Annotated in this window: 12 protein-coding genes; 3 read left to right on the top strand and 9 right to left on the bottom strand. The window is 40.1% G+C overall.

Going from position 1 to position 14,069, the window contains the following annotated elements:
- Nucleotides 1-65: 65 nt before the first annotated feature.
- From uraD to xdhA, 6 genes are all read right to left on the bottom strand, one after another.
- A complete protein-coding gene (gene uraD / locus F580_RS0115250; RefSeq protein WP_019028610.1) occupies nt 66-587 on the bottom strand; it encodes a 2-oxo-4-hydroxy-4-carboxy-5-ureidoimidazoline decarboxylase in 522 nt (173 codons plus the stop codon).
- A 91-nt stretch (nt 588-678) separates the two neighbouring features.
- Nucleotides 679-1,746, bottom strand: a complete 1,068-nt coding sequence (alc, locus tag F580_RS0115245) for an allantoicase (RefSeq protein ID WP_019028609.1) — start codon at nt 1,744-1,746, stop codon at nt 679-681.
- A 131-nt stretch (nt 1,747-1,877) separates the two neighbouring features.
- Nucleotides 1,878-3,233, bottom strand: coding sequence for an allantoinase AllB (allB, locus tag F580_RS0115240; RefSeq protein ID WP_019028608.1), 1,356 nt, complete (start codon nt 3,231-3,233; stop codon nt 1,878-1,880).
- 126 nt (nt 3,234-3,359) lie between these two features.
- Nucleotides 3,360-4,256: a xanthine dehydrogenase accessory protein XdhC gene (xdhC, locus tag F580_RS24635; RefSeq protein WP_019028607.1), complete on the bottom strand. Its 897-nt coding sequence runs from the start codon at nt 4,254-4,256 to the stop codon at nt 3,360-3,362.
- Nucleotides 4,257-4,279: 23 nt separating this feature from the next.
- Entirely contained in the window at nt 4,280-6,706 is a 2,427-nt protein-coding gene (xdhB, locus tag F580_RS0115230; protein WP_019028606.1) for a xanthine dehydrogenase molybdopterin binding subunit, read from the bottom strand.
- Nucleotides 6,699-8,183 (bottom strand): xanthine dehydrogenase small subunit, encoded by a 1,485-nt coding sequence (gene xdhA, locus F580_RS0115225; protein ID WP_019028605.1) that lies wholly within the window; start codon nt 8,181-8,183, stop codon nt 6,699-6,701. The genes xdhB and xdhA overlap by 8 nt, the downstream gene beginning before the upstream one ends.
- Before the next feature lie 390 nt (nt 8,184-8,573).
- Here xdhA and F580_RS0115220 point away from each other — a divergent pair, with 390 nt between their 5' ends.
- A complete protein-coding gene (locus tag F580_RS0115220; protein WP_019028604.1) occupies nt 8,574-10,241 on the top strand; it encodes an SUMF1/EgtB/PvdO family nonheme iron enzyme in 1,668 nt (555 codons plus the stop codon).
- A gap of 470 nt (nt 10,242-10,711) precedes the next feature.
- Here the strand turns inward: F580_RS0115220 and F580_RS0115215 are convergent, their stop codons facing one another.
- Both F580_RS0115215 and ohr read right to left on the bottom strand, forming a co-directional pair.
- On the bottom strand, nt 10,712-11,641 hold the full coding sequence (locus F580_RS0115215) for an NADP-dependent oxidoreductase (RefSeq protein WP_019028603.1): 930 nt from the start codon (nt 11,639-11,641) through the stop codon (nt 10,712-10,714).
- Between the two features lie 89 nt (nt 11,642-11,730).
- The gene (ohr, locus tag F580_RS0115210) at nt 11,731-12,153 is read right to left on the bottom strand and encodes an organic hydroperoxide reductase Ohr (protein WP_019028602.1); all 423 of its coding nucleotides are present in this window, start codon (nt 12,151-12,153) and stop codon (nt 11,731-11,733) included.
- A gap of 140 nt (nt 12,154-12,293) precedes the next feature.
- Here ohr and ohrR point away from each other — a divergent pair, with 140 nt between their 5' ends.
- The gene (ohrR, locus tag F580_RS0115205; protein ID WP_019028601.1) at nt 12,294-12,740 is read left to right on the top strand and encodes a transcriptional regulator OhrR; all 447 of its coding nucleotides are present in this window, start codon (nt 12,294-12,296) and stop codon (nt 12,738-12,740) included.
- Between the two features lie 219 nt (nt 12,741-12,959).
- Here ohrR and F580_RS0115200 read toward each other — a convergent pair whose 3' ends face one another.
- Nucleotides 12,960-13,445: a VOC family protein gene (locus tag F580_RS0115200; RefSeq protein WP_019028600.1), complete on the bottom strand. Its 486-nt coding sequence runs from the start codon at nt 13,443-13,445 to the stop codon at nt 12,960-12,962.
- A gap of 143 nt (nt 13,446-13,588) precedes the next feature.
- Here F580_RS0115200 and F580_RS0115195 point away from each other — a divergent pair.
- The coding region (locus tag F580_RS0115195) for a LysR family transcriptional regulator (protein WP_019028599.1) at nt 13,589-14,069 on the top strand (481 nt) is incomplete at its 3' end.

Raw genomic sequence — 14,069 nt, 5'->3', positions numbered from 1 at the left:
AAAAGTCCTTTAAATAAATAGCCTTAAAAAACAGCTTTAAAACTTAGCTTAACTGGTGCAAGCGACTAGCCTTCAGCTAGTGCTTTTTCGAAGGCTTTAGTAATGCGCAGTTGGAATATTTTACGTTGCTCTTCAGCGGCATTAACAAGCTCTTGCGCTCGACTGTTTGGTAAACGAGCCTGCAATAAATCAGACATTTGTTGAGCACTTTTACCGGTTGCACAAATAATAAAAATAAAGCCGAATTTTTCTTGGTAATCGCTATTACCTTGAGAAAGGACTTCAAGCACAGTTTCGTTCGCTTCTTTAACTAAACCTTGCTCATTACCGGCTAATTCTTTGGTGTTGGCATACTTAGCGCGCAAACTACTGACATCTCCAATTTTAGGATGACCATCAAAGGCTTCAAAATAATCTTGCTCAGTTAAGCCTAACCAAGCATCATCAGCGGCTTTTTTTATCGCTTGGCTATCAGCGAATGGACGAGCTTTCACCATGTTGCTTACCCAAGCACTTGCAGTACAACACTGCATAAAAATATGGCTAGCATCGCTTGCTGGTAATTGGTTTAAATCTTCTAATAACATTTCTCTTCCTTTAATCGTTTTTTAGTCAATACCGTTAATTGACTGTAACTCAGGGTAAGAGAGTTAAAACCTTACCCTGAGTACTCGCTAGCTAACCTTGGCGTTTACCAAAAACACGCATGCGAGAAATACCGCCATCAGGGAAGATACTTAACCGTACGTGAGTGAAAGGCTGATCTTTTTCTACGATGATTTCTTTAGTGAATAAGTGTTCACGATGAGCATATAATTTCGTGCTTGGAATAATTGCTGTCCAAGTTACAGGTGCTGCGTTTTCGGTGAAATCATCACTATCGCTGATACAACCTTCAAGCATAAAGGTATCAGGGAAGTTACCTTTAAAATGACAAGTATCAATGATGACTTTATTTACTGTTCCGGTAGCGGCAAGTTTAACAATTGACCAGTCTGGACCTGGGTCACGACGACGTTTAGTCTCCCAACCATCACCCATGTTAGCGCCACGGCCAGGCATGATTAGGTTGTTTTTATCACTGAAGAACATATCGCTTACTAATAATGCTTTGGCACCGTTTTTAATCGACGCTAGGTCAATGAGTTCACCGTCAACAAAGTCATTCCAATTTACCTCTGCTTCACCATAAACACGGAAACGAGCAATACCACCATCAGGGAACATGGTTAAACGCACATGGGTAAAAGCCGTATCATTTGCCTTTTGTTCAGAGTCGAGCACAAAAAGGTTCTGACTGTGAGCTTTCACGTCGGTAGCGGTCAAAACAGTATGCCAAACGGTATCTTCATTTGGTTGTACTTCACTAACACAAGCTTCTACGGAAACTTTTTCTGGCGCGTTACCACGGAAATAGTTGGTGTCGATATCAAAGGCGCGAATAACGCCACTGATGCCTAAACGGATAATGCACCAGTCAGAATCACGACCGTTGTTACGGCCATAACTTCTGCGTGATTCCCAACCGTCCATCCATTTACCACGTTCAGTAAATTTCTCTTCGATAAAAATACCACGTCCTACTTTTAATAAATTTTCCATTTCAGCGAAGAAATCATCACTACATGAAAGTGTTTCACCACCGACTTTTTCGCTGGCTAAATCGACATACTGGCTTTTTAATTTTTGCTCTAATACCGCGTCTTCTGTCGACAATTTGTTTTGTGCTAACCAATCTTCAATCATTTTCTATCTCCAGTTACTGCATTGTCAGGCAAGTCTTTGTCGACTCTGATACATTGCGAGAATATTAATGTTCTTCTTTTTCGAGTAAGTATTTTCTATTAATCTTTGCTATTCAGTATTTTTTAAAAGCCTTACAACTGACCTTTAAGTAACGGTCGGCCAATGGGCGAATTAATGAATTCATCTTGCTGATAAACATGAAAACCACGGACAAAGGTATGGTTTACTTGGCCAAACACCTTACGACCTGCATAAGGGGTAATATTGTGTTTGTGCTTGATCATTTCGGTGGTAATGGTGTATTCAATAGTTGGGTCAAATATGCAAAAATCTGCATGATTACCTATTTTAATGGCGCCTTTAATGCCGTCTAAGCCAGAAAATTTAGCGGTTTCTAATGACATCAAACGCGCGAGATCTACTAAGGTAAAACCACGTTCTTTGGCTTCAGTCCAAATTAACGATAAACCAAATTGTAGTGCTGAAATACCACCCCAGGCTTTTTCAATATCACCAGTATCAATATGTTTTAATTCTGGTGTACAAGGAGAGTGATCAGAAACGATAAAGTCTAAACGACCATCGGCAATCGCTTGCCATAAGTGCTCACGGTTTTTGTTTTCACGGATTGGCGGACAACATTTGAATAACGTTTTGCCATCGGGAATATTTTCTGAGGCAATGGTTAAATAATGAGGGCAGGTTTCTGCGGTAAAGCGTAACCCTTCAGATTTGGCTTGCGCAATTGTGCTTAACGCTTCATCAGAGGATAAATGCACGATATGAATTTTACAATTATCGCCGGCTGCTTTAGATTCGCGCGCCATATCAACCATTAACGAGATAGCATCGTTTTCCCAACTCTTTGGTCGTGATGCTAAGAACGAGTTGTATTCTTTGGTGATTTCAATATCATCAAAATGGCCACAATCAAGCTCTGCGTGGATCAAATAAGGCACATCATGTTTGGCTAGAATAGGCATAGCGGCACGCATATCTTTCGCTGTAACAGGTGGAAACTCTTCGATACCTGAATCAATCAAAAAAGACTTAACGCCCAAAACACCAGCATCAAGTAAATCATCTAAATCATCAATATTGTGTGGCACAACACCACCCCAAAAACCACAATCAACCCAAAGTTTATCGTGAACAGAATCGAGCTTTTCTTGAAAAGCGGCTTTAGTGGTTGTTACTGGAATACAGTTTAACGGCATATCAACTAAGGCGGTGATACCACCAGCGGCAGCCGCTTGAGTAGCAGTATTAAAACCTTCCCACTCAGTACGACCTGGCTCGTTAATATGTACATGCGAGTCAACTAGACCAGGCATAATAACTTGATCGCCAAAGTCTTTAACTTCGCAGCTTAACACTTGGCCATGACTATGAATGGCAATGATTAATTCATCTTTAACTTCAACACAAGCCGCAATCATTTTTCCTGCAATCACTACTTGTGTACTTTGTAGAGCAAAATGGCTCACCTTGCTACTCCTCTAAAATTGATAAACGTGAACATCTGAACTGTCTTTTTACTAGTAAATATGTGCGAGCATATCTTTTATCTATATTCTTACTTGCGCTAACTACTGCACTTATTAGCTAACTTCTTAGCTAGTTTCTTCAGTCATTAAGCTTTTCAGCTCTTGCCAAGAAATGCCTTTTTTGGAGCTTTTTGGCTTGGCATTTTTTTGCCTATTGGCGTCGGGGTTAGCACCGCTATTGGCAGCCAACTGGGCTTGATAAAGCTCAATGATTTCACCGGCAACTGATACCGCCACTTCCATCGGCAACTTGCCTTGTACTTGTGCTAAACCGATAGGGCAGTTCATTTTTTCTACTAAGCCTTTTTCAATATCGCGATGTTGAAACCTTTGTTGAAAACGACGCCATTTAGTATCTGAAGCAATTAAGCCTGAATAAGCAAAATCAGCGCGTTTTAAAATGTTATGACTAATGTCAAAATCAAGCTGGTGGTTGTGTGTCATTACAATGTAGTAACTGTTTGTCGGCATAGTTGCCACTTCTTCAGCCGGATTTTCACTAATAACGGCAGTAACATTGGAGTAACTATCGATATCATCAGGAAACTGCTCAGCGCGGTTATCGACCCAAGTAATGCTGCAGGGTAAGCCTGCTAGGATTGGAATCAGCGCTTTACCCACATGGCCAGCACCAAAGAGTATGATGTTGGCACCACTAGCGGCAAAACACTCAAATAATACGCTGGCATCACCACCGCAACATTGGCCTAACTGTGCACCTAATTGAAAATGCTCAAGTTGTTGACACGCTTCACCGCTAGTTAACAGCTGGTGAGCATGTTTAATCACCTTATGTTCAAGGTGACCACCACCGATAGTGTCAAAAATATCTTCATTGGTTATCACCATTTTGGTGCCACTATTACGCGGTGTTGAACCGGTTACCCCGACAATGGTGGCAACAACATAGGCTTTACCTTGTTTGTTTAGTTGGTGTACTGCACCGGTCCAATTCATTTTCATGATGATATTCCTATTTATTCCGCTTACTTCGCCGCAGCCGCAGCCGCAGCTTGATTTTCTGCTCGTGCTTGAGATGCTTTGGCTGCTTCAACAGCAAACAATACCCGTTCAGGTGTTGCGGGGGTATCGAGTGCCGGGCTAGTTTTATAATCATCAACACTGGAAATGGCATCTTTAAGTGCTGACCAAACGGATATTCCTAACATAAACGGCGGTTCACCTACGGCTTTTGAATTGTAGATAGTGTGTTCACGGTTTGGTGCGTCAGGCACTAAGGCCACTCTGAAATCTTCAGGAGTATCATTAATTGCGGGTATTTTGTATGTCGCTGGGTTGTTAGAAAGTAAGCGACCTTGCTCATTCCACACTAATTCTTCTGTGGTTAACCAACCCATACCTTGAATAAAGGCGCCTTCAATTTGACCAAGATCAATCGCTGGGTTAATTGAGTGACCAACATCTTGCAAGATATCGGTACGTAAGGTTTTATATTCACCGGTCAAGGTATCAATGATAACTTCGGATACCGCAGCACCAGTGGCGTAATAGAAGAACGGACGCCCTTTACCGGTAGCACGGTCAAAATGAATTTTAGGGGTTTTATAGAAACCCGTAGATGATAATGAAACACGCCCCATATAAGCTATTTGCGAGAACTCAGCAAAGCTAAAGCTTTGCTCGCCAACAATAACATTACTATTTTCAAAGTGAACTTGTCCTGCTTCGACTTGATATTTCTGACAAGCGAAGTCAATTAGACGTTTTTTGATGGTTTTAGCCGCCGCTTGTGCCGCTTTACCATTTAAATCAGTACCTGAAGAGGCTGCTGTTGGAGATGAGTTTGGTACTTTATCGGTACGGGCCGAAGAAATGGCAATAGTATCAACATCAACTTGAAATTCTTCCGCAACAATTTGCGCTACTTTAATATTCAAGCCTTGACCCATCTCACTACCACCATGGCTTAAGTGAATTGTGCCATCAGTGTAAACATGAACTAGTGCACCAGCTTGGTTTAAATGCTGAACAGTAAAAGAAATACCAAATTTAACCGGTGTTAAGGCAATACCTTTTTTCAGTATGCTGTTATTAGCATTATATTCAGTTATCGCTTTACGACGTTTTTGGTAATCTGAACTTTCTTCTAATGTCTCAATGATCTCGCTTAAATTGTTATGCTCAACTGTCTGATGATAGTGGGTTACGTTACGTTCATCTTTACCATATAAGTTTATTTTACGAATTTCTAAAGGGTCTTTACCCAGGTGACGAGCAATTTCATCCATGATTAATTCAATGGTCATCATGCCTTGAGGACCACCAAAACCACGGTAAGCGGTATGAGAAACGGTGTTTAGTTTACAACGGTTACCGGTAATAGTAGCTTGATCTAAGTAGTAAGCATTATCTGAGTGGAACATCGCTCTATCAACAATCGCATCTGATAAATCGGGTGAATAACCACAGTTACCATTTACTTCAATGTTGATTCCTTTGATTTGACCATCTTTGTCAAAACCAACGGTGTAGTTATTTTCAAATGGGTGACGTTTACCCGTCATGATCATATCGTCCATTCGAGCTAGTTTAAATTTAACTGGACGTTTTGTTTCATTAGCAAGTAAAGCGGCAATACATGCCCAAGGTGCAGCTTGGGTTTCTTTACCACCGAAACCACCACCCATACGGCGCATATCTACTAAGACTTTGTTTAGTGGAATATCTAAAACTTCAGCCACTAACTTTTGTACTTCACTGGGGTGTTGAGATGAAGTGAAAATATTCATGCCGCCATCTTCAGTTGGCTCGGCGGTTGATACTTGACCTTCTAAATAGAAATGCTCTTGGCCACCCACTTTGATTTCACCCGATAATTGATGGGCAGCACACTTAATTGCCGAATCAGAGTCACCACGTTTCATGGTAAAAGGTGGCCGAACAAAGTTTTGTTTTGCTAGCGCATCTTTTACCGTTAATACGGCTGTAAGTTCTTGATACTCAATTTTTGCTAACTTAACTGCGCGTCTTGCTAAATCGAAGCTGGTTGCTGCTACGGCAAACATCGGTTGTCCGATAAATTCAACTTTACCTATGGCTAATACCGGGTCACCAGGAAATACTGGGCCGATATCGGTATGACCAGGTACATCTTCAACAGTAATTACGGCTACCACACCTTTCGCAGCCTTCACGGCTGATAAGTCCATTGAAAGGATGTTAGCGTGGGCAACGGTACTTTGACCAACAGCAGCATGTAACTCACCACGCAGTGATGGACGGTCATCAACATAGATAGCTTCACCCGCAACGTGCTTGTCGGCACTGTCATGCTTTTTAGAGCGACCTACACCGCCTAGTCCAACATTTTTTTGGCCATTAGCAATACTTTTGTCAGTGTTAGAGCTTGCTTTTTTTACATCGAACTTTTCTATTCCAATAAGGCTACGCATGATTTACCACTCGTGTTTCAATAACTTTTCTTGAATTGGCGCTTTGCAGCTCTAAATAACATTTCTCAATAAGGTTTTGAGCTACTGTCATACGGTACTTGCTCGACGCACGAACATCTGACAGTGGTTGGAAATCGGTGGCTAACGCTACTTTTGCTTGTGCAACTAACTCTTTAGATAAGCTATTGCCTAGCAGTACCGCCTCAGCAACTGGCGCACGTTTAGGAATAGCAGCCATGCCACCAAAAGCTAAACGGACCTTAGTAATTTTCTGGCCATTTTCTATCGGTGTTTGTTCAATGAAAAAAGCAGCTAATACCGCAGAGATATCGTCATCAATACGTTTCGAAATCTTGTAAATTTTTAAGGTTTGACCTGCTCTAGGTTTAGGAATTTGAATGGATTTGATGAATTCAGAAGTTTTAAGTACAGTTTTCTTGTAATCGACAAAGTAGTCTTCAACTAGGATGGTGCGTTCTTTACCTTGAACATGCAAAGTCATCGTTGCGCCCAGCGCAATAAGTGCTGGTGGCATATCACCAATGGGGGAGGCGTTACCAATATTACCACCTAAAGTACCGGTATTACGTACTTGCTTGGCGCCAATACGTTCAATCATTTCACCTAATTCAGGGTAGTAGTGGTGTAAGGTATCAATGAAATCACTATAAGGCAGAGCGGAACCAATAATAATTTCGGCGTCTGTTTCTTCAATAGTGGTTAATTCTGCAACATTACCCAAGTAAACAAGTTTATTTATGGTGGCTAAATTCTGTGTAACCGCAAGGGCCAAATCGGTACCGCCAGCAACCAAGGTTGCTTTAGGTTCATTGGTTAACTCAGTCGCTAACTCATCGATGTTTTGTGGTGCAACATAATGATGACCATTACCGGTTAAATGTGGCGTTGGTAATTTTTCTAATTCGTTAAGCGTGGCAACAGTTTCTTGGTAATGCTGAGCAAATGAATCTTCTGTAGCTCCTTCACTCGAGGTGATGGCAGCGGCAATAATTGAACGGTAACCAGTACAGCGACATAAATTTCCTGCTAACGCTTCTAATACCTCAGCGCGATTGGGTTTGTTGTTGTGCTTATGTAAAGCAAATGAAGACATAACAAAACCAGGGGTACAGAAGCCACATTGTGAACCATGGTTATCAACAAGCGTTTGTTGGGCATGATGCAATTTAGCGCCATCTTTTAAATCTTCAACGGTGATCAACTGTTTGCCATGTAAATTACCGACAAAGGTTATACAGGAGTTAATTGATTTATATTTAAGTTGATCGTTATGCTCAGAATCTAGTTCAGCAAGTACTACAGTACAAGCACCACAATCACCGGAAGCGCAACCTTCTTTTGTGCCAGATTTAAATTGCTCTTCACGCAAGTATTGTAAAACAGTGGTATTAGGATCTAAGTTTGTAATTTCTACAAGCTCATTGTTTAACAGGAATTTTATTGTATTGGCTACCATTATTCTTTCCGCTTTAATTTTGATTTTTGTATCGATTTGAATATACGTATGGATTGACTATAGCAGAATGGTTAGTTGACACAAGTGTCAGGTTTGATTTTATTGTTACCTTAGTTTTTCATCATGTGAAATTAACTGAGTAAAAGTATTGTTTTATATATCTCAGTTACTATTAAAAATAAACATGACCATGCAGTTAACTCAGGATCTTGCTGTAAACGTCATCTTCGATTAATACCCCACAGGCATGACGTCCCTGAATTATGTGCAGAGCGACGAAAATAGATATTTTTTCTAGGATTTTTCTATTTTGAGCAATAACTAGCTTTTTAATAGGACTTTAGCGGCTGTTTTTTTCATTGTGGTGTTCTCTATAAAAAGGAAGAGCCAATGAAATTTAATACCTTAGCAACTGCGCTATTTTTATCTGTAACTAGTCAGGCACTTTTTGCCGGTGAAACTTATGCCGCTAAAAACAGCTCAGCCATCGAACCTATTATGGCAACTATTCCCGCAGGCAGTTTTGAAATGGGCTCAAAGGCGAGCGACAACTCGTTACCATTACACCAAGTCAGTGTCAGTGAATTTAGTATGGGAAAATATGAAGTGACAGTGAATGAGTTTCGTCAGTTTGTCGCAGCGACTAATTACGCGGTACCACAAGAATGTCGCCATCAACTCAATGGTTGGTTCAGGGCTTCTTCAAAAGGGAACTGGGAAACTAACGCCTTAAATACCAGTGAGTTTCAGCCCGTTGTTTGTATTAATTGGCAAGCCGCCAATGCGTACACCCAGTGGTTAGCAAAAGAAACAGGTAAACCGTATCGTTTACCGACCGAAGCCGAGTGGGAATATGCGGCGCGTGCTGGCACTACAACCGATTACTTTTTTGGTGATGATACCGAGCTAACCAAAGTATGTGACTATGCCAATACTGCCGACTTAACCGGTGAGAACGTTTTACAACGTGATAGTAATACCAGTTATTATAATTGGTCGGGTGACATGTCAAATTGCAACGATCATTCGGCTTATGCCAGCATAGTTGGCATGTACAAAGCTAATCAATTTGGCTTATATGATGTGGTGAGCAACGTCTTAGAAATGCTGGCTGATTGTCGAAGTGAAAATTATGACAATACCCCCATTGATGGTTCAGCCTATATTGATGAAAAATGTGAAAGCCGCGCTACCCGTGGAGGTAGTTGGCATTGGAGTCATTCACCTTTAGCGCAGCGCGGTAGTATTCCAGAAGATTTTTCTGGCGGTGTTGATGGTTTTAGATTAGCGTTGGATGGCGAAGCGCCTAAGTTATCTTCAGCAAGTAAAAAGTTCTTAGCAAAATTAACTTTTGCTCAGCAACAAGAACAAAAACGCCGAGATATACAGCCAGAATTTCCTGATGCAGTCAGTAATGTAAAAATTGAGCAAGATGATAAAACAGTCACCATCAGTTGGGATAAAAGCAAACAAGAAAATGTTGAAAGTTACCGTGTATATCGTAATGAAGTTACCGGTGGTATGTTCAAGCTTTTAGCGACAAATTTAACTAGCACTAGTTTTACTGAGCCGAAAATGGGTTTAATGAAATACGACTACGCGGTTGTTGCAGTGAGTTTTCATCAACAAAGCCACTATAGCGAAGTTTCTACCCAAGCGGGATGGGTTTCGATTCCAGGTCGCGTTGAAGCTGAGTGGGCTGCTGAATCGAGTGATAGCTCGCTGACACAAACTTCCGATGTTGATGGTGGTTACAACTTCACCGGTATCGGTGGAATTGGTGCGGAAGCACAATTCACTTATCAAATAGAAGTGCCTGAAGCGGGTCTATATAAACTGGAGTATCGCGTAGCTTCTCCCCGTGATACTAAAGGTTTTGAAGTATTGGCCAATGATAAAAAAGTGGGTATTGATCTAGTGACTGCAACGGGCGGTTATCATGAGTGGCAGACCCAACAAGGTCTAGCAGTGCAATTGCACAAAGGCAAAAATACTGTGACCTTGAAATCATTGGATAATAACTGGAAGCTTAATTGGTTAATGTTAACTAAGGGCTAATAATTTAGTTAATTAGTCAGTGATAAAGCATAAAGGCAGTACTTATTTGATTAGGTGCTGCCTTTTTTATGAGAGGTAGGGTGTATTAGCTCAAACCAGATAAGACTCTTATGGTAAATAGGGTCTTATCAAGCCTGACCGTCGTAAAAAACACTATATCCGTTATTCATAATTAAATTAATAATGATCACTTTGGGGCACTTAGCGCCACAGCTATTATGATCATTTGCGGCAAAAGGGATTATTACGAGTATGTAATATATCCCTATATGACAAACATAATGAGCGCGGCAATAATGATAAACGAAAGTTCGCAGTGTTAAATGTAATTAACTTGTTTGATGTCAGCTCACGGTGAAACTATTTTAAGTTTATTTATCTAAGGTATAGATCTAAAAAAGATCGCAAAAAATATGCGACCTTTTTCTTTTTAATTCAGTTAACCTAATTCAAATTAACAAATTAACAAATTAACTTACCTCGATAATTATTTTACCGCGTGTACGCCCAGATTGACTTTGTAAATGCGCCTCTGCGATATTTTCTAATGGAAAACGATGTTCAATAAATGGGATTAATTGATTCTGTTCAACTAAGGTATTTAGCTCACGTAAAATACGACTACTTGGCTGAATAAAAACAAAAGCAGCCTTAACGTTGTGCTCTTTTGCGATCTCTTCGCTCGGTTGGTCAACGATAGAAACTAACATTCCACCTGCTTTCAATAATGCCCAAGATTGGCTCTGCACCGTGCCACCAATAGTATCGACAACCAAATCAACCGGTTCAATCTGCTCAAGTAAGGTCCCTTTATTATAATCCACCGCTTGGTCAGCGCCAAATTTCGTTAATAAATCTTGATTTTTTGCCGAGGCTGTCGCAATAACTATGGCACCTTTTGCTTTAGCTATTTGTATCGCTAGATGTCCGACACCACCCGCACCGGCATGGATTAATACACGTTGCCCTGCTTGCAGTTGCCCTACATCAACTAGACATTCCCAAGCGGTAATGCCCGCTAAAGGTAACGCGGCTGCCTGTGCGAAATCTAACTTGGTAGACTTCATTGCCACTTCGTCAGCTTTTACTGCGATATAGTCGGCATAAGTTCCATCTCGGCTAATCTCTGGACGACTATAAACTTCATCTCCGATCTTAAAGTCAGTGACTGAATCACCCACGGCTGAAACGATTCCTGCTACATCCCAACCTAAGGTAGTGGGTAATTTATAAGGGATAAAATCTTGTAAATAGCCTTCTCTGATTTTCCAATCAACAGGATTAATTGATGAAGCTTTAACTTTAATCAAAATATCATCTGCATTGATTACTGGTGTATCAATCTGATCTAACTGTAGAGTTTCAGTGCCACCATATTGATGAATTCGAACTGCGCGCATAATTTATTCCTTGATAGTCATTAAATGAGTTAACGATTAATTAGCTCAAACTAGTGTTTATTTCTGATAGAAAAAGGATTATAGGTTGTTTATAAAGCAACACCATTTACGATTAATTTCACATCGATATTACCACGTACTGCATTTGAATAAGGGCAGACCTGATGTGCTGTTTTAACAAGTTGAACAGCTTCGCTTTGCTCTAAATCTAATACAATTGATAAAGTAACGGCTAGTTCAAATCCTTTAGTCTCATTTGGACCAATGCCAACAGTCGCTGTTGTTGGTGCTGATTTTATCGCCACTTTAGTTTCACGGGCTACATGTAATATAGCATTTGAAAAACAAGCCGAGTAACCCGCGGCAAAAAGTTGCTCCGGATTTGTTGCTTCACCCGTTCCACCCATCTCTTTTGGATAACTTAACGCAAGGTCTAATTTTTTATCATCTGTTGTTACTTGGCCATTACGGCCGGCATTTGCCGTTGCTGATGTAGTATATAAAATAGTCATTTTAGTAGCCTTCTAAGGTAGAATGATGATTAGCTGTGTGCAATTCTATTGTGCACAATTTAACTTAAAGTGATATTAATTGAATTATAATAATTACGCAAGTATATTGTGCACAATTTATTTTTAAAGAAGCTAAAATTATGACCAAAACCAAGCAATCATCAAATCTAACGTTAGATAAGCAAATTTGTTTTTCTCTCTATAGTGCTTCAAACGCTATGGGTAGGGCTTACCGCCCTCTACTTAAAGAATTAGATCTCACCTACCTACAATACATCGTCATGATGGTACTTTGGCAATATTCAACCATGAATGTAAAAGAGTTAGGCAGTAAAATTCATTTGGATTCAGGCACGTTAACACCTCTGTTGAAGCGATTAGAGACTAAAGGCTTAATTAATCGATTACGCAGTAAAGAAGATGAACGAGTAATGATAATTTCTTTAACCCTTGATGGGCGTGATTTACAACACCAAGCAGAAAAAGTACCTAATGCAATGTTATGCAAAGCAAGCATGACCATGGAGCAATTAGTCGCATTAAAGCAAGGTTGTGATCTCTTACTCGCTAATTTAAATAACCAGTAAAGTTATGATTTGACCACTCATCATATTCGAGAATGAATAAACCCTATTTACTAAAAAGTAATAATCCTATCTCGTATAGGGCAGAAAGCGACTTAGAATACTTTACTGAACTCTCTACAAACATAGCCAGAGTTACTATTCTATTACAGCCAGATACAATAAAGGCCACCATTGGGTAGCCTTCAAATAATTCGTTTAACGTGTTTTACGTTAAATATATTACTCGTAATCAGAAGCGTAAGTTTCTTCATAAGAGTGCGAGTAAAGCTCAAACAAATTGCCAAACGGGTCTTCTAAATAAACCATTTTTGCTTGCTTACTGTCGTCTTCTGGGTGGTAGCGCATAATGTCCATACGCACTTTACCGCCATATTGTTCAGTACGCGCAATAGCACCTTCAAAGTCATCTGTTTGAAGACAGAAGTGGAATATACCAAGGCGGGTGAAATCAACTTCGTGACGTTCTTGACGCTCTTTCATTTCAAACATTTCAATACCAATGCCGTCAGTCGTCACTAGGTGTGCAATGTTAAAGCCTTTAAAGCCTTCACCAAAAACAGCCACACACATTCTGCCTATGGCAGTTTCACGCTCTTCTTTTACCTTCGTGTTACCCATTACAATTTTTAGACCAAGCGCTTTAGTGTAAAATTCAACCGCTTTATCCATATCGCCAACCATGAGGCCTACGTGATTCATTTTCATAATTTACTCCAAACTTAACTGTTTTGAATTTAAGTGTTTAATTCGTGATTTAATTTAATGACGCTATTGTATGGAATATTGTTTATTATTTGAAATTATCAATTATAATCAAAATGATAATTTATTGTTATGGATTCTTGGTGATGTTAAACCCTACTTGGTTAAATACGTTTGTAACGCTCGTTGATATGGGGCATTTTACTAAAACCGCTGAAAAGTTATTTATGACTCAGCCTGGGGTCAGCCAGCATATTAGTAAACTTGAAAAAGCATGCGGTCATGCTTTAATTCGCAGAGAAAAAAAGAGCTTCGAAGTAACTGAGCAGGGCAGGTTAGTTTATCAATATGCAGGGCAATTAGTTAAAAATGAGCAAGGGTTAATGGAACTGTTAGCGTTCGACGACCCGCTTTCTGGCGATTGTACTTTAGCTTGCTCTGGTGCACTTGCTCTGATGCTTTATCCTAAGTTATTGGATTTACAAGTTCAGCACCCTCAGCTTGTTGTTAAACTAAAAGCAGCGCCTAATCATCAGATATTAAATGAAATACAAACGGGAATAATTGACCTTGGTATCATCACTGATGCGCCAATCCATAGCCTATTTGATGTAGTGGAGCTTGGCC

Source organism: Colwellia piezophila ATCC BAA-637 (assembly GCF_000378625.1).
GTDB classification, from domain to species: Bacteria; Pseudomonadota; Gammaproteobacteria; order Enterobacterales; family Alteromonadaceae; genus Colwellia; species Colwellia piezophila.
The sequence above is the reverse complement of the archived record's forward strand: the minus strand, read 5'-3'. Positions and strand labels throughout refer to the sequence as shown.

What these genes read in the sequence shown, in the direction of transcription:
- uraD (WP_019028610.1), bottom strand. Translation starts at nt 587, where the DNA reads ATGTTATTAGAAGATTTAAACCAATTACCAGCAAGCGATGCTAGCCAT.
- alc (WP_019028609.1), bottom strand. Translation starts at nt 1,746, where the DNA reads ATGATTGAAGATTGGTTAGCACAAAACAAATTGTCGACAGAAGACGCG.
- xdhC (WP_019028607.1), bottom strand. Translation starts at nt 4,256, where the DNA reads ATGAAAATGAATTGGACCGGTGCAGTACACCAACTAAACAAACAAGGT.
- xdhB (WP_019028606.1), bottom strand. Translation starts at nt 6,706, where the DNA reads ATGCGTAGCCTTATTGGAATAGAAAAGTTCGATGTAAAAAAAGCAAGC.
- xdhA (WP_019028605.1), bottom strand. Translation starts at nt 8,183, where the DNA reads ATGGTAGCCAATACAATAAAATTCCTGTTAAACAATGAGCTTGTAGAA.
- F580_RS0115220 (WP_019028604.1), top strand. Translation starts at nt 8,574, where the DNA reads ATGAAATTTAATACCTTAGCAACTGCGCTATTTTTATCTGTAACTAGT.
- F580_RS0115215 (WP_019028603.1), bottom strand. Translation starts at nt 11,641, where the DNA reads ATGCGCGCAGTTCGAATTCATCAATATGGTGGCACTGAAACTCTACAG.
- ohr (WP_019028602.1), bottom strand. Translation starts at nt 12,153, where the DNA reads ATGACTATTTTATATACTACATCAGCAACGGCAAATGCCGGCCGTAAT.
- ohrR (WP_019028601.1), top strand. Translation starts at nt 12,294, where the DNA reads ATGACCAAAACCAAGCAATCATCAAATCTAACGTTAGATAAGCAAATT.
- F580_RS0115200 (WP_019028600.1), bottom strand. Translation starts at nt 13,445, where the DNA reads ATGAAAATGAATCACGTAGGCCTCATGGTTGGCGATATGGATAAAGCG.